The following is a 19,805-nucleotide window of genomic DNA, read 5'->3' as shown; positions in this document are numbered from 1 at the left end:
TCATCTCACCCGAAATATGTTCCATGGTGAATGGAACTACAGGATTGATCCACGTCCAATCGTCGGTTGATTGTTACACTTATTAATTAACGATTCCTAAGCAACGCAATTTCATTTTATTTTTGGGAATATAACAAAAAAATTAGATTGGCCAAAATAATCAGTCGGCTACTGACTCAAGCAAAATCAAACCATTTATGCTTAGTATCCACCACCGGAGGCGGAGCCATTAGCCTGAGAACTAGCCACTTTTTTCATCACATCTGCACATTTGACTTTAGTTCCATCGGTTCTGTCTTTAATTTGTTCTTCTGGTTTTTTATCTTTGCAAGCCATCATATTCAAAATATCTTGTGCTCTAATAGGCGTCAAAGAGGATGATGCATTACCACTTGCAAATGTTGATGTCGAGCCTATTGCCAGTATAGAAACAAACAATGAAATGATTAGTTTGTTCATTTTTCCACTCCTTTTTTCTTTAGTAAAAATTTGATTATAGCTATTTCTGTGAATCTCGTCGGCCAGCAAAATCATGAAATTCGAAAACGATACCAATACTGCATTTTTCAGCTTCTGGCAGAAGAGTATTTCATAATTATCAGTATATAACAGCGTTTTTTATTTGTCAGGTTGTTTTAACAGAAATCAATACAACCTAGCCAGGTTAGCAAAAGCCATACAACCACAAAGTGGGTATCACGCAATCGCGTCATGGATGAAGCAGCGGTATGCGCCGTAGCCTAAAACCATCAGTTTCTAACCAGTGTCGCATTCAAGAATCCTCCAGTTGATTAATTGTTTTCTACACTTTCCAGTTTCAATTGCGTACCGTTCTTGAACCACCGCGTTATAATTGTTCCTTTTTTGATAGAGATGATCTCCTGATATGACCACCATAGTATCCGTACGGCGTGGCAAACAAGTTGCATTGGGTGGCGATGGGCAGGTAACACTTGGCGCTGTTGTTGCCAAAGCAAGCGCGCGTAAGGTGCGTAGACTTTACCATGGCAAGATTTTGGCAGGCTTTGCTGGTGGAACAGCCGATGCATTTACATTGTTTGAACGTTTTGAAGGTAAACTGGAAAAGCATCAGGGTCACCTGATGCGCTCAGCAGTCGAGCTGGCTAAGGATTGGCGTACCGACCGCATTTTGCGGCGTCTCGAAGCGATGCTGGTAGTGGCTGATGTTGAAGCAACGTTGATTATTACAGGCGCGGGGGATGTGATCGAACCCGAGCAAAGTTTGGCCGCGATAGGCAGTGGCGGCGCTTATGCTCAGGCGGCTGCCCGGGCGCTGCTCGAGAATACCGATTTGTCCGCCAAAGAAATTGTTTCCAAAGCACTCACTATTGCAGGTGATATCTGCATTTACACCAATCAGGCTCATGTCATAGAGTCGCTTGATTAATTTGACTCACTTCCGAGAAATTATAACCATGTCACAAATGACTCCCCAGGAAATTGTTCATGAACTCGATAAACACATCATCGGTCAAGTCAGCGCTAAACGCGCTGTGTCGATTGCGCTGAGAAATCGTTGGCGCAGGCAGCAAGTGGCCGAGCCCTTAAGGCAGGAAATTACGCCCAAAAATATTCTAATGATCGGTCCCACTGGCGTAGGTAAAACAGAAATTGCGCGTCGACTCGCCAAACTTGCTGATGCACCCTTTATCAAGATAGAAGCAACCAAGTTTACTGAGGTCGGCTATGTAGGACGCGATGTCGATTCGATCATTCGCGATTTGGTGGAATCCGCTATTAAGCAGGGACGTGAACGGGAAATCCGGAAAATGCGCCCGCTTGCAGAAGATCGTGCAGAAGAACGGATTCTCGATGTATTGCTGCCGCCTGCGCGCGACCTGGATTTTCGTGCAGAAAACGAAGAAAGCAATGCCACCCGGCAAAAATTCCGCAAAAAATTGCGTGAGGGCGATCTGGATGACAAAGAGATTGAAATTGAAATCGCTACTCCCCAAGCCAATATGGAAATCTTTGCACCACCGGGTATGGAAGAGCTCACTTCACAAATCCAAGGCATGTTCCAATCGATGGGTACAGGTAAAAAGAAAACGCGCAAACTCTCAATACGAGAAGCGAAAAAACTCCTGATTGAGGAAGAAGCCAGTCGATTGATCAATGATGAGGAGTTAAAGCTGCGTGCCGTGCAGAATGTCGAGCAAAACGGCATCGTATTTCTCGATGAAATCGATAAAATCACCAGCCGTTCCGAAACATCCGGTGCGGATGTTTCCCGACAAGGTGTACAGCGCGATTTGTTACCGCTGGTCGAGGGTACGACCATTTCAACCAAGTATGGCATGATCAAGACTGACCATATTTTATTCATTGCCAGCGGCGCTTTTCATCTGGCCAAACCCTCCGACTTGATTCCCGAGTTACAGGGACGTTTTCCGATTCGGGTGGAATTGGGTAGCCTGACCGCAAGCGATTTTGAACAAATCCTCACCAATACCGACGCTTGTCTGACCCGCCAGTACCAAGCACTCCTGAAAACCGAGGGAATCGAATTGAGCTTCTCCGAGGATGCCATCAAGCGATTGGCGGAAATTGCCTACTCAGTCAACGAAAAAACGGAGAATATCGGCGCAAGAAGATTGCATACCGTTATGGAAAAGCTATTGGAGGAAATTTCTTTCAATGCGACCAAGCGTAGTGGTGAATCGATTGTTATCGATGCTGTGTATGTAGACGCGCGCCTCAAGGATCTTTCGCAAAGCGAGGATTTGGCCCGCTATGTACTTTAATAGCCACCTTGTCTGTTGAGGTATCTTCCGTGCCATCATCGGGCGTAGTCATACTCAGCGGTATCCGTACCGCAATCGGTGATTTCGGTGGTTCACTCAAGGATATCCCACCTGCCACACTCGCAGCAAAGGTCATGCGCGAAGCTGTTATTCGTGCAAACGTTGAGCCTCTTGAGGTGGGTCATGTGGTCGTGGGCCACGTGATTCACACCGAAGCGCGTGACATGTATCTTGCCCGTGTAGCGGGTTTGGAAGCGGGTTTACCGCAATCAGGGGCTGCTTTGACGCTGAATCGGGTTTGCGGCAGCGGCTTACAGGCAATTCTATCGGCAGCACAATCCATTATGCTGGGTGATACGCGTATTGCCGTAGCAGGCGGCACTGAGTCCATGAGCCGGGCGGGTTATCTTTTACCAGCACTACGCTGGGGACAACGCATGAAAGATAGTCAAGCAGTCGATATGATGGTTGGCGCATTGACCGATCCGTTCGATCAAATTCACATGGGCGTGACAGCAGAGAATATCGCTAAAAAATGGCGTATCAGCCGCGAAGAACAGGATCGTTATGCCATGGAAAGTCATCGGCGGGCAGTGCATGCGATCAGGAGAGGTTATTTCAAATCGCAAATACTGCCGATTGAAATCTCTACGCGTCAAGGTATAACACTGTTTGATACCGACGAGCATCCCCGTGATGAGATAAGTTTAGATCAATTAGCGAGATTGCCGGCTGTATTCCAGACAGACGGGTCTGTGACCGCAGGCAATGCATCGGGAATTAACGATGGCGCTGCTGCCATGGTACTTATGGATGCAAAAACAGCGGAGCAAACGAATCAGAATCCACTGGCAAGATTGGTAGCCTATGGTCATGCCGGCGTCGATCCTCAATTCATGGGGATCGGCCCAGTTGCGGCCGTACGACAGGCATTGCATCGCGCAGGACTGGCGCTTGCCGACATGGATGTGATCGAATCCAATGAAGCTTTTGCTGTACAAGCCTGTGCAGTTGCACATGAACTCGATTTTGACCCCATCAAAACAAACCCTAATGGGGGTGCAGTGGCTTTCGGACACCCGATCGGCGCAACTGGCTGCATTCTGGCAGTCAAGGCAATCCATGAATTGCATCGTACCAACGGACGCTATGCTTTAGTGACATTGTGCATTGGCGGCGGACAAGGGATTGCCGCCATTTTTGAGCGACTTTGATCCATTGTTTCTCCCATTTCTATCCATCTTATAAATAAATTCTTCAGGATTAACCCTTACAGTACAGCATGTCTACACTGACACAATCCCCTGCCTGGCAAGCGCTGCAGGTGCATCAGCCACTTATCGCACAGCAACACCTGCGCACGTTGTTCGCCAACGACCCACAACGATTCGAGAAATTTTCTGTAACCTTCAACGATATCTTGCTGGACTACAGCAAACAGCCCGTGACAACAGAAACCATGCGCCTGCTACTGGCGCTTGCACGGCAGCAAGGCTTGGCTAGCTGGATCACGCGCTTATTCGAGGGAGACAAAATCAATTCGACCGAACAAAGGGCTGCATTACATATCGCCTTACGCGCCGATCAACCCGTTTGGCTAGATGGCGTAGACGTCTTACCTGAGGTGAAACGTGTTCTCCAGCAAATGGAACATTTCACGACTGCAGTACATCGCGGAGAACAGAAAGGATATACCGGGCTTCACTTTACGGATATTGTCAATATCGGCATCGGTGGTTCCGACCTCGGACCGATGATGGTAACCGAAGCGCTCAAACCCTATGCTGTAGCGCATCTGACGCCGCATTTTGTTTCGAATGTGGATGGCGCCCATCTGGCTGAAACACTGAAGCCGCTCAACCCAGCAACGACACTTTTCATCATCGCTTCTAAAACGTTCACTACCCAGGAGACACTCGCCAATGCGCATTCAGCACGCGAATGGTTTCTAGCACAAGGAGGTACGGAGAACGATATCGCCAGTCATTTCGTGGCAGTGTCTACCAATCGCGAAGCGGTGCAAACATTCGGCATTGATCCCTCTAATATGTTCGAGTTCTGGGACTGGGTAGGTGGACGCTATTCTTTGTGGTCGGCTATCGGACTACCCATCGCATTGGCGATCGGCATGGAAAATTTTTACGCGTTGCTGGCTGGTGCCAGAGCAATGGATCAGCATTTCCTATCAGCCCCGCTGGAAAAGAATCTACCTGTGATCCTCGGCTTGATTGGCATCTGGCAGATCAATTTTTTTCGGGCCGGCAGCCATGCCGTATTGCCCTATGATCAACACCTGCACCGTTTTCCTGCCTATTTACAACAATTGGAAATGGAGAGCAATGGCAAGCGCATTACGCGTGACGGAGAAGAAGTCGATTACGATACCGGTACGGTGGTATGGGGAGAGCCCGGCACAAACGGTCAGCATGCCTTTTATCAATTGCTTCATCAGGGTACGCCCATCGTGACAGCAGATTTCCTGGCGCCCTGTCAGAGTCATCATGTCATCGGTCAGCACCACCATTTATTGCTAGCCAATTTTTTTGCACAAACCGAAGCACTCATGCGCGGCAAAAACGCTGATGAGGTTCGAGCAGAGCTCACCACACAAGACATATCGCCAGCAAAATTGGAAAAATTATTGCCACACCGAATTTTTCCGGGCAATCGTGCCACGACATCCATTCTATTCAAGAAACTTGACCCCGCAACACTCGGTACATTGATCGCACTTTATGAGCATAAGGTTTTCGTGCAAAGTGTCATCTGGAATATCAACCCTTTCGATCAATGGGGCGTGGAACTCGGCAAGCAGCTTGCAGGTCGCATCCTAAATGAACTCGCGGAGGAACAAAAGATCACCTCCCATGATGCTTCGACCAATGGCTTAATGGCTTATTTCAAGTCGAACCAAAAATAACCTGATAACCGAAATGACAGCCTAGCTTTTCAAGACGATGCCCTCCTCTACTTCTCATAACGCGATCAAAGTATTGTTCGTCACACCAGAGGTTTATCCCTTATGCAAAACCGGCGGATTGGGCGATGTCAGCGCTGCGCTTCCCGTTGCTTTGCGAGAACTGAGCGTAGATATCCGGTTATTATTACCGGGTTATCCTTCCGTTCTCGCTGGACTCAAGTACAAGCGAAAAGTAGCGATATTTGACGATCTTTCCCATTTTCCCTCAGCTACACTCTTGTCAGCCAAACTGCGGACAGGCAACGGCCGCTCGGCAACTAGTTTACCTGTTTATATCATCGATTGCCCCGCACTGTACCAGCGGGAAGGCGGTCCTTATCTGGATACTGCCGGCAACGACTGGCCAGATAATGCCGTACGTTTCGGCTTGCTCTCTAAGATCGCGGCTATTTTGGCATGCGATACCAGTCCGCTAACTTGGCAACCGGCTATCGTGCATTGCAATGACTGGCAAAGTGGGATAGCACCAGCTTATCTGCATTTTCATTCCGGAAAAAAAGCTGCGTCCCTCATGACCATTCATAATCTTGCCTTTCAAGGCTGTTTTCCACCCAGCATGGTCGCCCAGCTTGGATTACCCGCGCGAAGCTTCGATGTGAATGGAGTAGAATACTATGGCAATTTATCATTCATAAAAGCGGGTATCTTCTACGCCAACCACATCACCACGGTCAGCCCAAGCTATGCCAGAGAAATCCAGCAGGCACCGCTGGGATTCGGTTTGCAGGGACTGCTGGCTACCCGTCGCCAAGATATCAGTGGTATTGTCAACGGCATCGATACGGTGGAATGGGATCCTGCCACCGATCCTTATCTGAGTAAGAATTATTCCACTCAGAACCTTTCCGCAAAAATAAGCAATAAACTTGCACTTCAGCAAAAAATGGGGCTCACGAGCGATAAGGACAGGTTATTGTTCGCGGCCATCAGTCGATTCAGTGAACAAAAGGGTTATGACCTGATACTCGAAGCTGCGCCGCAGCTCGCGCAAATCCCCTCTCAACTGGTGGTGTTGGGAAACGGCGATGCCGTCTTGGAAGAGGATCTGGCACAATTGGCGAAAAACTATCCTGGCCAGGTGGCGGTACACATCGGTTTTGATGAAGGGTTATCGCATTTAATCGAAGCAGGCGCTGATTGCTTTCTGATGCCGTCACGATTTGAACCTTGTGGCCTGAATCAGATGTACAGTCAGCACTATGGCACACCTCCGCTGGTGCATGCCACAGGGGGTTTGATCGATACGGTGGTGGATTGTACCGCATCAACCTTGGCTGACGGCACCGCTAGCGGTTTCCAATTTCACGACATGACTGCGGAGGCTTTCCTTGAAGGAATACAGCGCGTGGTAACGGCTTACCACGATAAAGCCATTTGGCAGCAATTGCAGAAGAATGGTATGCGCAAAGATTTTAGCTGGAGAACCAGCGCTATGGCTTATCGAGCGATCTATCAATCGTTGTTGGCAAAATCGCAAAGTTAAAGAGCACATTTCGGAAACTCAAATAGCTTTGATCGTAGCAAGTTACTTATTTGCACCTATGCGCTGCAACTGCCAATAGTGGACTAAAGACTCAAATGTTAATGCCGCAAGTACACAAACCAAAGGCATGATTGGTTCTCGGTAGCGAAAAATCACGTAGAACAACATATGAACAGCGGTATAACCCATGATAGCAAGCCAAAGCAAGGTTGTTTCACGATTTCTCAGTCGAGCGATAAACAAGCATCCGATCGCAGCCCCTATCAAAACGATAAACTGAATAGCCCATATTACCCTCGCGACTGTTTCGGCCTTTGAGGGTTGTCCTTTACCCTCATGAAATGGCGGTAGCCAGAAGTAAGCTGCCTTCTTGAGCGCCAAATTGAGCATGAAAGAACCTGTGCTGAAGATGAGCACACTCCCATCCAGTAAAGGTCGTAGTAACATGGATCACTATGAAGTAACGGCCGGCTTAATGATGCAGAACTGATTTGAGTCTTCATCCAGCTCGGTGCATTACGTTGGATAGAAAGCACTCTAATTCCAATATTAGGGCTCGAACCACGGTAGCGCGTGTGCCGTTAAGAGAGTCTTGATTACCAATTTCGTTACAAGACCTTCTATTTGTAAGTAACGAGTCTTCCTTATCGCATCATGATATGAAATACTGGATTGCCGATAAGCGACCAGCATTCATTTATAATCAGGAGCGCGCGATGTTCTCAGTTTGTGGTAGACAGCCAGACGCCGTTCAATGATTTTCCCATCATTTAAGGCTATCAGCAGTGCACAGCCTGGTTCGGTGATATGCCGGCAATTACTGAAACGACACTTCCCCAGGTAGGGTCGAAATTCCACGAATCCCCATGCCAATGCATTTTCATCGACATGGTGGAGGCCAAATTCCTGTAAGCCAGGTGAGTCTATAATGCTGCTCGTCGAGTCAAGGTGATAAAGCCGGGCATGGGTAGTAGTATGCCGCCCACTGTCGAGTGCGGTGGAAATCTCCATAGTGGCGCGTCGCGCATCAGGAATCAATGCATTGATGATGGTCGATTTGCCCATACCAGACTGACCGGTCAGCACGCTACGATGGTCTCGCAGATAGGGTTTGAGTGGTTCGATGTTTTGGGCGGCGCTGAGTGTTAACAAAGGGTAACCCAACGACTGATAAAATGACAATACATGTGCTGCTGCGCGCGACTGCTCTAGCAAATCTGCTTTGTTCAGCAGAATCAGCGCCTGAATATGCTGATCTTCTGCGGCAACCAAGCAACGATCGATCAATTCTTCGCTGAAGCTTGGCTCGGCAGCAACAACAATGATGAGCTGAGTAACATTGGCGGCAATCAATTTCTGCCGAAAGGCATCGCTGCGGTAAAGTAGGCTCGTACGCGGCAGGATTGTTTCGATAACGCCCTGCCCCGAGGTAGTCGGCATTATCTCGACGCGATCACCACATGCCACACCGCCTTTTTTGCCGCGCATGACGCAAGTAAGCAAGGAGCCGCCAAGTGTTTCAATCTCATAATGCCTGCCGTAAGTCGCAATTACTTGACCTACGACTGACTGAATAGCTTGTTTCTTTGTTGTAGGACGTTTTGAATTCAAATTTTGAACAACCAATCGATTTTGGCTGCACAGATAAAGTCGTTCTCAGACAGACCATTGATCGCATGCGTCATATACTCGACATGGCACTTGTTATAGCTTACCGCCATGTCCGGGTGATGATCCTCGCGATGCGAAATCCACGCCACGGCGTTCACGAACGCCATGGTTTGGTAGTAATTTTTGAATTCAAATGTTTTGCTGATTTTATTGTTCGCAAGTGACCAACCCTCGAGTTGTTGCATTAATTTGTTCGCTTCTTCCATAGAAAGAGGCGGAACACCACCTTCACAGGGCTTGCACTGCTTGTTTGCTAAGTCACAGATATTGGTCATCGGTTCACCTATACAGAAATGAGTTTTTTGAGCTGCGCAATACGAATTGCCGCAGGCGGGTGAGAATCGTAAAACGCTGAATGTAACGGATCGGGTGTAAGCGTTGAGGCATTATCTTGATAAAGCTTGACTAGCGCACGGATCAAATCGGCTGCAGAAGCGTTCTGAGCGGCATATTCATCCGCTTCGAATTCATGTCTGCGCGAATAGAAACTCGATAACGGATGCAGCAAAAAGGTAAACACCGGCATGATCAGGAAGAACAATAACAATGCCATGGCCGGAGAAGGAAGCGTCGAAATGGAAACACCCAACCCTTCATAAAACCATGCCTGCTGCATCAGATAACCCAGCAGCCACAAAAAGGCCAAGCTGACGAAAAACGACCATACAATGCGCTTCAAAACATGGTGACGCTTGAAATGGCCGAGCTCATGCGCGAGTACGGCTTCTACTTCCGGCCCATTGAGACGCGACAGCAGCGTATCAAAAAACACGATACGCTTGTTTTTGCCAAAACCGGTAAAATAGGCATTACCGTGGCTACTGCGGCGTGAACCATCCATTACGAATAATCCGCTCGATTTAAAACCACATTTATGCAGAAGTTGTTCGATGCGTGTTTTGAGCGAAACATCCTCCAGCGGTGAAAATTTGTTGAAAATAGGGGCAATCCAGGTCGGATAAATCGAAAGTAGAAATATGTTGAAACCGACCCATGCTAGCCATGCATAAAACCACCAATAATCACCCATTTTTCCCATTAACCATAGGACGCAGAAAATAAGTGGCGCACCGAGCAGCAGACCGAGTACATATTGCTTGAGGAGATCGGTAAAAAACATCGTACGTGTCATCTTATTGAAGCCAAATTGCTGTTCAATGACGAAGGTCCGGTAATAACTAAAAGGAATCTCAGCTACACTCAACAGCAAGACAGTGCTGATAACGAGTGCCATGCCATGCGCCACCGGATCGCTCAGCCAATTTTCCCAGAAATTTGCTATCGCATTGAGTCCACCCCCTAAGGTAAGCAGCAATAGCAGCAATACATGAACCAAGGTATTGGGATAATCCAATCGGGTCTTAGCACAGGTATAATCAGCAGCTTTTTGATGAGCGGCAAGATCGATTTGCGAGACGAAATCTTGCGGCACTTTGGCACGATAGGTACGGACATGGCGGATATGCCGTGAAGCAAGCCAAAACTGAATCAATGTCGTCAATGTCAACGCAGTGATAAAAACAACGGTAAATGTTTGCATGATCGATAAAACATGAAAAAAAGAAAATGGAATGGAAATCCCCGCTTATAAAGTGACGGGCAGTTTGCAATATGACACAATCAAACTATTAAAAATTCAAGAAAGCTCATTATGGCACAAGACAGCAATCATCTCATCTGGATAGACATGGAAATGACAGGGCTGAATCCCGATACCGACCGGATCATCGAAATCGCGCTCGTTATCACAGATTCACAGCTGAACATCGTAGCAGAGGCGCCGGTATTGGTAATATCGCAGCCCGTTTCGATTCTGGATGGCATGGATAAATGGAATCAGTCGACACATACCAAATCAGGTTTGATCGATAAGGTCAAAGCTTCCAAAACAACAGAGGCGGAAGCTGAAGCGAGTATGCTGGCCTTCTTGCAAGCCTATGTCCCTTCGGGTGTATCCCCAATGTGCGGTAACTCCATATGCCAGGATCGCCGCTTCCTCGCACGGACCATGCCACAATTGGAAGCCTATTTTCATTACCGCAACTTAGACGTCAGCACCCTGAAAGAACTGGTTAAACGCTGGAAGCCCGGTATCATGGCGGGGCTGAATAAAGAAAGCAAGCATGAAGCGCTCGCGGATATTTATGATTCGATCAACGAATTGAAATACTATCGCGAGCACTTTATCCATATTTGATGATGACAGTATTGATCTCTTTTAAGGAGTGCGATCGATGACTACCCGAACTGCTTTCACCGTCACAGTCAACCCTAAAATACCTGCACGCCTTAGCCGTCTGGAAGAGTTGGCCAGTAATCTTTGGTATAGCTGGGATCGTGGCACGCGCAATTTATTTTCACGTATCGATCCACGACTGTGGGGAGCGGTCGGGCATAACCCCAAAGCTTTTCTCAAACGAGTCGATGAGTCATTACTGCAGAAAGCAGCAGAAGATCAAACGTTTCTTGCTAGCTATAACAGCGTACTATCCGCTTATGACTCCTATCATTCCGAACCTCTGCGATACACCCATTTTGAAGAGTTTGGCCCACGCGACCAGGTAGCCTATTTCTGCTTTGAATTCGGTTTTCATGAGAGCCTGCCGGTTTATTCGGGTGGGCTGGGCATCCTGGCAGGTGACCATTGCAAAGCAGCCAGCGATTTATGCTTGCCTTTCGTCGCAGTCGGTCTGCTTTATCGTCAAGGTTATTTCTTTCAGACCATCGATAGTTTAGGTAATCAACAAGTCAGTTATACCGATTCGGAGTTTGAAGATTTGCCGGTAGAACCTGCTTTAAATGATGACGGCTCAGAAATCCATGTGCAAGTCAGCCTGCCGGGTCGCAAAGTCATGGTAAAAGTTTGGCGAGCTACTATTGGACATGTAAGCTTGTATTTGCTGGACACCGATTTACCGGAAAACCCTCTGAAAGACCGCATGATCACGCACCAACTCTATGGCGGCGATCGAACCATGCGTATCGAGCAAGAAATCATACTCGGTATCGGGGGCGTGACTGCGCTGGGAGAAATGGGTATCCAGCCCACTGTCTGGCATAGCAATGAGGGGCACGCCGCGTTCATGATGCTAGAACGGGCGCGTAAACTGGTCCAGCAAGGATTGGATTTCGCCAGTGCTGCCGAGGCGGTAGCGGTCAATACAGTCTTTACCACGCATACGGCAGTACCCGCGGGGCATGATTCTTTTTCCAAAGCCATGATGCACGATTATTTCGCCAGTTTTTGTCAGGACCTGAAGATTTCCTGGGAGGAATTCATGGCATTGGGACATATTCCCGGGAGCGATGATTTCAATATGACAGCGTTGGCCATCCATCTATCTCGCACGCATAACGGCGTCAGCAAAATTCATGGCGATGTGTCGGCACGCATTTGCCGTGACCTCTGGCCACAGATCGAACCAGAAGAAAACCCAATGACTTATATCACGAATGGCGTACATGTGCCGACCTTTCTCGCACAAGAATGGTCTGATCTGTTCGATCGCTATCTTGGCTATGAATGGCGCAACAAAATGTGTGACAAGGATTTTTGGCTACGCATCGATACCATTCCCGATCATTTGTTCTGGAGCATCCGACAGACCTTAAAATCACAAATGTTTTACGGTATTCGAGCGCGCCTGGCCGAGCAGAATGCACGCAATCGGGGCTCCGAGGCGCACCTTGACCGGCTCCTTAAACTCGTCGACCCGATCAACCCCAATGTGTTGGTTCTGGGTTTCGCGCGCCGCTTCGCAACATACAAACGCGCGACCTTGCTATTCGAAAATCTGGATTGGCTCAGAAAAATCCTGCTCGACACCGAACACCCAGTCTTACTCATTTTTGCAGGTAAAGCGCATCCAGCGGATATCCCTGGCCAGGATTTGATTCGCAAAGTCAGCTATGTGTCTCGCATGCCCGAGTTCGAAGGGCGAATATTGCTGGTGGAAAACTATGATATGCGCCTGGCCCGGCGGCTCGTTGCAGGCGTGGATGTGTGGCTCAACAATCCTATCTATCCGCTGGAGGCGAGTGGCACATCTGGCATGAAAGCTGGCATCAACGGCACACTCAATCTTAGCGTGCTCGATGGCTGGTGGGAAGAAGGTTACGATGGCAAAAATGGCTGGGCCGTTAAACCCGCCTCGGACGACACTGAAGCTGTCCTGCGTGATAAAGACGAGAGCCAGTCTTTTTACGAAATCCTGCAAGATCAAGTCATTCCGATGTTTTATCGTCGCGGCAAATTCGGCTATTCTTCAGAATGGGTAAAAATGGCCAAATACTCGATGGCTTCCCTCCTGCCGCGCTACAATGCAGCGCGCATGGTGAGCGAATATGTCAAGAAATTTTACGGCCCCGCGAATAAGCAAGGCATGCATTATGCGAAGGATGCTTTTGCAAACGCAAAACTCATTGCTGCTTGGAAAGCCAAAGTAAAGTCAGCCTGGAAAGGCGTATCACTCCGACGCTTAGATACACCCGGCAAACGAATCGATTTTGGTGAAACCATGGATTTCAAGGTGGCCGCCAAATTAAACGGATTGCAACCGGAAGATGTCATAGTGGAGCTCCTGCTATGCCGTCAATACAAAAAGATGAGATTGAACAGTTTCAAGCACGTACATTTCAAGTTTGCCGGTATCGATTCGAACGGCGAGCATTTATTCGAGCTGAACTATGTGCCTGATCTCTGTGGTAAGCAGGAATACTATCTGCGCATTTATCCTTATCATCCGCTTCTGATTCACCCACTGGAGATGGGCAGGATGGTATGGCTATAACTTGTTCTCATATCAATTGGTATGAGCAACATTCATGATCACTCGTTTTGTCAGCGCTGATCCGAGGTAACTTGGTCAACCGACAATTCCAGATTGTCGATCAAACGGGTTTGGTTTAACCAGGCCGCACCCAAGATCACAAGATCAGTATCCCCTCCCTCGGCAGGCAGCAGCGATGTCTGCTGCTGTACTGCAATATAGTCGACTTTCCACCCTCTTTGGGAAAGTACTTGCTTTGCCGATACTTCTAACGATCGATAGTTATGGTCGCCTCGCACTATTTCATGTTTCACCTGAAGCAAGGTACGAAACAAATGACTGGCTTCCCGCTGCTCTCCCTCACTCAGATAGCTATTACGTGAACTGAGCGCGAGGCCGTGCTCCGTACGCACGGTTTCACCAGTCAGGATAGTAACTGGCAGATTCAATTGCGCCACCATTTGCCGAACGATATGCAATTGTTGATAATCTTTTTTACCAAATACCGCCACATGCGGCTGGACGATATTGAACAATTTCAGTACGACAGTTGCGACACCCCGAAAAAAGCCTATACGGAATTCGCCTTCCAGGCTATCGGCCACAGAGGGAAGCAATAACTGGAAGGTTTGAGGAACGGGATAAAGCGTTCGCTCGCTGGGTAAAAATACGATATCTACGCCAAGCTTCTCTAGCAGTTGGCAGTCACTTTCCTGGGTTCTCGGATAACGGTCAAAATCTTCGTGAGGAGCAAATTGCAATCGATTGACAAATATGCTTACCACAACACAATCTGCATTTTTTTGTGCTATTCGCACTAGTGACAAATGACCTTCGTGCAAGTTACCCATGGTAGGGACAAAACCAATTTTGGATTCGCGTTCTAAGCGCGTTCGCAGTGATGCGATATCAGTGATGATTTCCACGCGTGACGTATTGGCAAACTGGAGACGGTGTTTTAGAAAGTATGTTCGGCCGCCGGGTATTTCCCTGCTTTGACCTCATCGACATAATGGCTAATCGCTTCCTGAATGCTCCTGGCACCTGCCATAAAATCTTTGACGAACCGAGGTTGTTTACCCGGTGAAATACCCAGCATATCGTGCATCACCAACACCTGACCGGAACAATCTGCACCAGCGCCGATACCGATGGTAGGAATCGATAGCTCCCGACTTATTTTACTGGCAAGTGCTGCCGGGATCGTCTCCATCAGTAGCATGCCTACGCCCGCTTCTTGTAAAAGCAAGGCGTCATTGAAAAGTTGCTCTGCCTCATTTGCTGTTCTCCCCTGCACTTTATAGCCACCCAATTGGTGTACTGATTGCGGCAGCAGACCAATGTGCGCGCATACGGGAATACCTCGCCGAGTCAGAAAATCAATGGTATCAGTCATGATATGACCACCCTCGATCTTGACCATCTGCGCGCCGGCCGCCATAAGCCTCGCCGCGTTCATGAAAGTTTCTTCAGGTGAGATTTGATACGTGCCAAACGGCATATCGGTCATGATGAAAGCTTTGTCTGAGCCGCGTACTACACACTCGGTATGATAAATCATGTCATCCAGCGTAACAGGCAATGTACTGGGATGGCCTTGTAGCACATTACCCAGCGAATCGCCGACCAGCAGGATATCGACGCCCATATTTTCCAGCAGCGCTGCGAAGGTTGCGTCATAGCAAGTCAGCGCAGCAATTTTTCTACCTTCGGCATGCATCTTGTGTAAGATATCTCGCGTTATTCTCATATCGTTCCAATTTATAACAACTTATAGGTATTCTTTTAAGCCGCAGTTGAAATATTCCCGTGCACTACGCATTTGATTGATCCGTTGTAACAACAAATTGAAATCAGCCGTATTATTAGCGAAATTAAGGTTTTCACTATTGACGATAATGACAGGCGCTTTTTCATATTGATGAAAAAACTGCGTGTAGCAATTGGACAGCCTATAGAGATATTCCTCAGTGATATTTTTTTCATAAATACTGCCGCGACGCTTGATCCGCTCGTACAATTTTTCTGGAGAAGCTTGCAGGTAGATGACTAAATCCGGGCTAGGTGCTTGCGGCTTCATTTGCTGGTATATTTTTTGATAGAGCGCATACTCGGGTTCGCTGAGGGTAAATCGAGCGAAAAGTTGATCCTTCTCCAGCAAAAAATCACTGACCATGGGCCGAGCATGAATATTAGCATGCGTGATAGGCTGAAATTGATCGATGCGCTGAAGTAAAAAGAATAGTTGCGTAGGCAAAGCATACCGCGCACGATTGCTATAGAATTTTTCGAGAAAAGGGTTTTCCTCGGGTCGTTCTAGCAGGAGCGCACACTCCAAATAATTAGCCATATTTTGGGCAAGGCTGGTTTTTCCAGCACCGATCGGCCCCTCAATGGCAATGTAGGGGTATTTTTTCAATATCATGTTTCGAAATTCGCTCCAATGATTGATCGGCACACGCTGATAACAATTCAGCGACGGAGCCGCGGTCAGGAATGACACAATCCTGCTTGATCTCCATGAGGGGTTGCAACACAAAAGCACGCTCATGCATGCGGGGATGAGGCAAGATCAATTCTTCTTTATTACATTGCAGATCATCGTATAGCAACAAATCGAGATCGAGTGTACGGGGTGCGTTGGGTGTCGTACGGATACGTCCGCACTGCTGCTCGATTTCCAATAACGCTTTGAGCAGTTCTGATGGAGATAGTTTTGTTTCAATCTGAACCACTGCGTTGATGAAATCAGGTTGATCTAGCTTGCCTACGGGTGCGCTGCGATATAAAGAGGATTGCTTGATCAAACGCGAATGATCGAGCTCACTAAGCAATTGGATACCACGTTTGATTTGAAATAGCGGATTTTCTAAATTGCTGCCCAATGCAATGAAAGCCGGGCTGGCTATGTGGTTGGCGGAAGTAGGCATCAGCTCATTTTTCCGGAACGATAATCGAATGATCAACGTGAGTTTGTCCGATATCGGTCGATACCGTCGATTCCGTTGATTTACGGCTACGACGACGCGGACTTCTTTTTCGTTTTTTCGGGGTGGCATCCTGTTGTAACATCGCGTCACGAGTAGCCGTATCGGCATACTGGAAGGTACGCCACCACTGCCCGATCGTCATATCGACCTCACCGCTTTCACAACGTAGCAATAAAAAATCATACGCTGCACGAAAACGGGGATGCTCCAGCAACCGATAAGGTTTACGACCCACGCGCGCTAGAAACCGTGGCTGGAGCGACCAGATATCGTAAATGATCGAATCCAACCGTCGTGGAATGGCAAGCCGCTGGCGCTGTAAAGTCAATATCCCGGTCATAGCGAGATGGAGTGCTGGAATCGGCTTCTCTCCTTCCGCCTGTCGCTTATTCCAGTCTGCCAGTACTTCGTGCCAGAGCAATGCTGCAAACAAAAAGCCGGGTGACACAGGTTTATCTTGCTGGACGCGCTCATCGGTATTTTTAAGTGCAAGCATGATGAAACGTTCCCCGAGTGGCTGCTCAAGGATGACATCGAGCATGGGAAGCAAACCATGATGGAGTCCGCGCATACGCAAATCGACTACGCAGGCAAGCGCATGACCTGACATCAACAACTTGAGCATTTCATCGAATAGCCGTGCAGAGGGTACATTTTGCAGCAATGGCGCCAAATCACCGATAGGTGTTGCGGTCGAATCATCGAGTTGGACATCGAGTTTCGCCGCAAGGCGCACTGCCCGCAACATACGCACTGGATCTTCCCGGTAACGCTGGACCGGCTCACCAATGATGCGTAAACGTTTGGCTTTGATATCCTCATAACCCTCTAGATAATCGAGAATTTCTTCGGTTGTGGGGTTATAAAACAGCGCATTGATAGTAAAATCTCGCCGCATGACGTCTTCTTCCTGACTGCCGAAAATATTGTCATGCAGCAGCCGTCCGTGTTGGTCGGCATGGTGCTGAGCGGCGATACCTGGTTGGTGATCAACAGCACAGTTGGCACGGAAAGTCGATACTTCTACGATCTCGCTCCCATACGGCACATGCACTATGCGGAAACGCTTGCCAATAATACGCGCACGGCGAAACAGCACACGCACTTCCTCAGGGGTGGCATTCGTCGCGACGTCGAAATCTTTGGGTTCCAGCCCCAGCAGGAGATCGCGTATCGCTCCACCGACCACGAAAGCGGAATAACCTGCTTGCTGTAAGGTCGTCGTTACTTTGAGCGCGCCTGCGCTGATTTGTTGGCGAGCAATACCATGCTCTTTGCGTGAAATTGTGCGCACCACCGATGCAGTCTGGGAATCGGATGAGTTGCGTGTAAAGATACGTCGAAAAAATTTACGAATCATTGCAAAACGCTGAAAGGATTAGCAGCCGATTATACACTCGGTCATGTATTCAATACTAAATGGTTCTTTCATTCATGCTGGAATACGCTATGCGGCATTGGTAAAGCGCTTCAAGATTGGCTTGCGTAACTAATTCGGTTGTCTTGCCAACCAGCGCATGACCATCGTTGAACAACATCAGCACATGATCGCAAAAAGGAATAAGCCAATGGATATCGTGTAAAACCATTATGACCGCTTGACCCTGCTGCGCAATATCATGCAACAATGCCATAGTCAGATACTGATGGCGTAAATCCAGATGCTGCAAGGGTTCATCCAACAAGTAGTATTCTGGTGATTGCGCCAGTAACAAAGCCATGCGCGCACGCTGGCGCTCACCGCCTGATAGCGTACTTAAAGAGCGATCGGCCAATTGGCTCAATTCCAGTTGCGCAATGACTTTTTCTACCATCGTATAATCTGGATCATCCCATCCAAACAACGATTTTACATGCGGATATCTTCCTAACAGGATATAGTCTCGCACCGTTCCCCAGAATTCACCGGGTTCTTCTTGCAACATCACGCCGAGCTTGCAGGCCCGTTCACGGCGAGGCAAGGCGCTAATAGCGCTCCCTTGTATTGTGACCGTTCCACTGTCAGGAGCGCGTAGGCCACCCAATGTATGCAGTAGCGTTGTCTTGCCGCAGCCATTCTGACCCAGAATCGCCCAACACTCACCTGGGTTCACCTCAAAACTCAAAGAACGGCAGAGCCGCTTCCCAGGATATTGCAAGCTTAGCTGGCGTGCTGCGAGCATTACTTCCTCGTGAGCAAAAATAACAGTGCCGGCACACCCAATAGGGCAATCAATATACCAACGGGTAATTGTTGTGGCGCCCATGCAGTGCGCGCCAGCGTATCTGCCAGCGTAAGAAAGCTGCCACCCAGCAATATCACCAAGGGTAACAACCAACGATGGTCGCTCACACCAAGTAAACGGACCGCATGGGGTGTAAGCAAACCAATAAAGCCGATCGCACCCACTTGCATAAGCGCCGCAGCTGTCGCCAACGAAGCCATGAAATAGACGCCTATCTGCAATGGCAGAACAGCGATGCCCAGTGTCTGAGCTTTCGTCTGCCCGATATTCAATACATTTAATTGACCAGAAAGCAACAAGCTTACGGTAGTGACAATTATTAACGGTAGCCAGACCGGTAATAGTGTCTCGGCACGGGAAATGTCGCCCATCAGCCAAAATAGCATACCTTTCACGTCACTTGCAGGCGACAACGTTAGGATTAAGGTCGTAATAGCGGTACATCCTACAGACAACACCACACCAATCAGCAATAATCGATAAAGATTCCAATTGCCTACCCAGAAGCTGAGCCCAAACACAATGGTTATGATGGTCAGCGCCCCTACTAATGAAGTCAAATTGACCAATATTGGCCCCCATCCGAGCATCATGGCTGTCAAGGCACCCACTGCAGCACCACCTGACACCCCCAAAATATAAGGATCGGCAAGGGGGTTGCGTAATAATACTTGCAACAAAGCACCCGCGATGGCAAGCAACCCACCACAAGCGAAAGCGCTCAATACACGCGGTATACGCAGTTGCCAGATAATTTGAGAAACAGGATCATGAGCAGGGGTGACCAAAGCTTGCATGATGCCATTTAAAGGAATGGAGACGCTGCCAAAACCTATGCCCACCAGCAAACTGCCGGCAGCGAGTAGCAAAAAAAAGCAGAAAAGACGTATAGGAGGCTGAGTGGTGGTCACTTACTGGCTTT

Annotated in this window: 19 protein-coding genes; 7 read left to right on the top strand and 12 right to left on the bottom strand. The window is 48.3% G+C overall.

The genetic code is table 11. From position 1 onward, the window contains the following. Nucleotides 1–201 precede the first annotated feature (201 nt). Nucleotides 202–459 (bottom strand): hypothetical protein, encoded by a 258-nt coding sequence (locus C8R30_RS11295; RefSeq protein ID WP_090667518.1) that lies wholly within the window; start codon nucleotides 457–459, stop codon nucleotides 202–204. 427 nt (nucleotides 460–886) lie between these two features. Between C8R30_RS11295 and hslV the strand changes: the two genes are divergently transcribed. From hslV to glgA, 5 genes are all read left to right on the top strand, one after another. Next, the gene (gene hslV, locus C8R30_RS11290) at nucleotides 887–1,408 is read left to right on the top strand and encodes an ATP-dependent protease subunit HslV (RefSeq protein WP_090667486.1); all 522 of its coding nucleotides are present in this window, start codon (nucleotides 887–889) and stop codon (nucleotides 1,406–1,408) included. A gap of 28 nt (nucleotides 1,409–1,436) precedes the next feature. Further along, nucleotides 1,437–2,765 (top strand): ATP-dependent protease ATPase subunit HslU, encoded by a 1,329-nt coding sequence (gene hslU / locus C8R30_RS11285; protein ID WP_090667484.1) that lies wholly within the window; start codon nucleotides 1,437–1,439, stop codon nucleotides 2,763–2,765. Between the two features lie 29 nt (nucleotides 2,766–2,794). Further along, nucleotides 2,795–3,979: an acetyl-CoA C-acyltransferase family protein gene (locus C8R30_RS11280; protein ID WP_107783443.1), complete on the top strand. Its 1,185-nt coding sequence runs from the start codon at nucleotides 2,795–2,797 to the stop codon at nucleotides 3,977–3,979. A 68-nt stretch (nucleotides 3,980–4,047) separates the two neighbouring features. Then, a complete protein-coding gene (gene pgi, locus C8R30_RS11275) occupies nucleotides 4,048–5,685 on the top strand; it encodes a glucose-6-phosphate isomerase (RefSeq protein WP_090667478.1) in 1,638 nt (545 codons plus the stop codon). A gap of 37 nt (nucleotides 5,686–5,722) precedes the next feature. Beyond that, entirely contained in the window at nucleotides 5,723–7,228 is a 1,506-nt protein-coding gene (glgA, locus tag C8R30_RS11270) for a glycogen synthase GlgA (RefSeq protein ID WP_090667475.1), read from the top strand. 42 nt (nucleotides 7,229–7,270) lie between these two features. On the opposite strand, the gene C8R30_RS11265 is transcribed toward glgA, so the two are convergent. The 4 genes from C8R30_RS11265 to C8R30_RS11250 form a co-directional block, all read right to left on the bottom strand. Then, a complete protein-coding gene (locus tag C8R30_RS11265) occupies nucleotides 7,271–7,675 on the bottom strand; it encodes a hypothetical protein (protein ID WP_090667471.1) in 405 nt (134 codons plus the stop codon). Nucleotides 7,676–7,921: 246 nt separating this feature from the next. Next, entirely contained in the window at nucleotides 7,922–8,839 is a 918-nt protein-coding gene (rsgA, locus tag C8R30_RS11260; RefSeq protein WP_239654255.1) for a ribosome small subunit-dependent GTPase A, read from the bottom strand. Further along, the gene (locus tag C8R30_RS11255) at nucleotides 8,836–9,174 is read right to left on the bottom strand and encodes a 4a-hydroxytetrahydrobiopterin dehydratase (RefSeq protein WP_090667469.1); all 339 of its coding nucleotides are present in this window, start codon (nucleotides 9,172–9,174) and stop codon (nucleotides 8,836–8,838) included. The genes rsgA and C8R30_RS11255 overlap by 4 nt, the downstream gene beginning before the upstream one ends. An 8-nt stretch (nucleotides 9,175–9,182) precedes the next feature. Next, nucleotides 9,183–10,439, bottom strand: a complete 1,257-nt coding sequence (locus C8R30_RS11250; RefSeq protein WP_181258737.1) for a M48 family metallopeptidase — start codon at nucleotides 10,437–10,439, stop codon at nucleotides 9,183–9,185. 111 nt (nucleotides 10,440–10,550) lie between these two features. Between C8R30_RS11250 and orn the strand changes: the two genes are divergently transcribed. Then, nucleotides 10,551–11,096, top strand: a complete 546-nt coding sequence (gene orn, locus C8R30_RS11245; protein WP_090667463.1) for an oligoribonuclease — start codon at nucleotides 10,551–10,553, stop codon at nucleotides 11,094–11,096. Between the two features lie 37 nt (nucleotides 11,097–11,133). Beyond that, complete coding sequence (gene glgP, locus C8R30_RS11240; protein WP_090667461.1) at nucleotides 11,134–13,689, top strand: alpha-glucan family phosphorylase; 2,556 nt, start codon at nucleotides 11,134–11,136, stop codon at nucleotides 13,687–13,689. A gap of 50 nt (nucleotides 13,690–13,739) precedes the next feature. On the opposite strand, the gene panC is transcribed toward glgP, so the two are convergent. The 7 genes from panC to C8R30_RS11205 are packed head-to-tail and all read right to left on the bottom strand — an operon-like array spanning nucleotide 13,740 to nucleotide 19,794. Next, complete coding sequence (gene panC, locus C8R30_RS11235; RefSeq protein WP_090667458.1) at nucleotides 13,740–14,594, bottom strand: pantoate--beta-alanine ligase; 855 nt, start codon at nucleotides 14,592–14,594, stop codon at nucleotides 13,740–13,742. A 32-nt stretch (nucleotides 14,595–14,626) separates the two neighbouring features. Then, entirely contained in the window at nucleotides 14,627–15,418 is a 792-nt protein-coding gene (gene panB / locus C8R30_RS11230) for a 3-methyl-2-oxobutanoate hydroxymethyltransferase (RefSeq protein WP_090667455.1), read from the bottom strand. 21 nt (nucleotides 15,419–15,439) lie between these two features. Further along, entirely contained in the window at nucleotides 15,440–16,093 is a 654-nt protein-coding gene (locus C8R30_RS11225; RefSeq protein WP_090667452.1) for a deoxynucleoside kinase, read from the bottom strand. Next, nucleotides 16,059–16,598 (bottom strand): 2-amino-4-hydroxy-6-hydroxymethyldihydropteridine diphosphokinase, encoded by a 540-nt coding sequence (folK, locus tag C8R30_RS11220; RefSeq protein ID WP_107783436.1) that lies wholly within the window; start codon nucleotides 16,596–16,598, stop codon nucleotides 16,059–16,061. The genes C8R30_RS11225 and folK overlap by 35 nt, the downstream gene beginning before the upstream one ends. A gap of 4 nt (nucleotides 16,599–16,602) precedes the next feature. Continuing rightward, nucleotides 16,603–18,018: a polynucleotide adenylyltransferase PcnB gene (gene pcnB / locus C8R30_RS11215; RefSeq protein WP_107790150.1), complete on the bottom strand. Its 1,416-nt coding sequence runs from the start codon at nucleotides 18,016–18,018 to the stop codon at nucleotides 16,603–16,605. A gap of 55 nt (nucleotides 18,019–18,073) precedes the next feature. Further along, on the bottom strand, nucleotides 18,074–18,820 hold the full coding sequence (locus C8R30_RS11210) for an ABC transporter ATP-binding protein (protein WP_090667444.1): 747 nt from the start codon (nucleotides 18,818–18,820) through the stop codon (nucleotides 18,074–18,076). Beyond that, nucleotides 18,820–19,794 carry a FecCD family ABC transporter permease gene (locus tag C8R30_RS11205; protein WP_239654254.1) on the bottom strand — a complete coding sequence of 325 codons (975 nt, stop codon included), beginning with the start codon at nucleotides 19,792–19,794 and terminating at the stop codon, nucleotides 18,820–18,822. The genes C8R30_RS11210 and C8R30_RS11205 overlap by 1 nt, the downstream gene beginning before the upstream one ends. Nucleotides 19,795–19,805: the final 11 nt, after the last annotated feature.

The sequence above is a fragment of the Nitrosomonas nitrosa genome (assembly GCF_003051105.1).
GTDB classification, from domain to species: domain Bacteria; phylum Pseudomonadota; class Gammaproteobacteria; order Burkholderiales; family Nitrosomonadaceae; genus Nitrosomonas; species Nitrosomonas nitrosa.
This window is presented reverse-complemented; position numbering and strand designations above follow the sequence as displayed.

Excerpts from the sequence above, each read along its gene's own strand:
- C8R30_RS11295 (WP_090667518.1), bottom strand. The coding sequence starts at position 459 with ATGAACAAACTAATCATTTCATTGTTTGTTTCTATACTGGCAATAGGC.
- hslV (WP_090667486.1), top strand. The coding sequence starts at position 887 with ATGACCACCATAGTATCCGTACGGCGTGGCAAACAAGTTGCATTGGGT.
- hslU (WP_090667484.1), top strand. The coding sequence starts at position 1,437 with ATGTCACAAATGACTCCCCAGGAAATTGTTCATGAACTCGATAAACAC.
- pgi (WP_090667478.1), top strand. The coding sequence starts at position 4,048 with ATGTCTACACTGACACAATCCCCTGCCTGGCAAGCGCTGCAGGTGCAT.
- glgA (WP_090667475.1), top strand. The coding sequence starts at position 5,723 with ATGCCCTCCTCTACTTCTCATAACGCGATCAAAGTATTGTTCGTCACA.
- C8R30_RS11265 (WP_090667471.1), bottom strand. The coding sequence starts at position 7,675 with ATGTTACTACGACCTTTACTGGATGGGAGTGTGCTCATCTTCAGCACA.
- C8R30_RS11255 (WP_090667469.1), bottom strand. The coding sequence starts at position 9,174 with ATGACCAATATCTGTGACTTAGCAAACAAGCAGTGCAAGCCCTGTGAA.
- C8R30_RS11250 (WP_181258737.1), bottom strand. The coding sequence starts at position 10,439 with ATGCAAACATTTACCGTTGTTTTTATCACTGCGTTGACATTGACGACA.
- orn (WP_090667463.1), top strand. The coding sequence starts at position 10,551 with ATGGCACAAGACAGCAATCATCTCATCTGGATAGACATGGAAATGACA.
- glgP (WP_090667461.1), top strand. The coding sequence starts at position 11,134 with ATGACTACCCGAACTGCTTTCACCGTCACAGTCAACCCTAAAATACCT.
- panB (WP_090667455.1), bottom strand. The coding sequence starts at position 15,418 with ATGAGAATAACGCGAGATATCTTACACAAGATGCATGCCGAAGGTAGA.
- C8R30_RS11225 (WP_090667452.1), bottom strand. The coding sequence starts at position 16,093 with ATGATATTGAAAAAATACCCCTACATTGCCATTGAGGGGCCGATCGGT.
- folK (WP_107783436.1), bottom strand. The coding sequence starts at position 16,598 with ATGCCTACTTCCGCCAACCACATAGCCAGCCCGGCTTTCATTGCATTG.
- pcnB (WP_107790150.1), bottom strand. The coding sequence starts at position 18,018 with ATGATTCGTAAATTTTTTCGACGTATCTTTACACGCAACTCATCCGAT.
- C8R30_RS11210 (WP_090667444.1), bottom strand. The coding sequence starts at position 18,820 with ATGCTCGCAGCACGCCAGCTAAGCTTGCAATATCCTGGGAAGCGGCTC.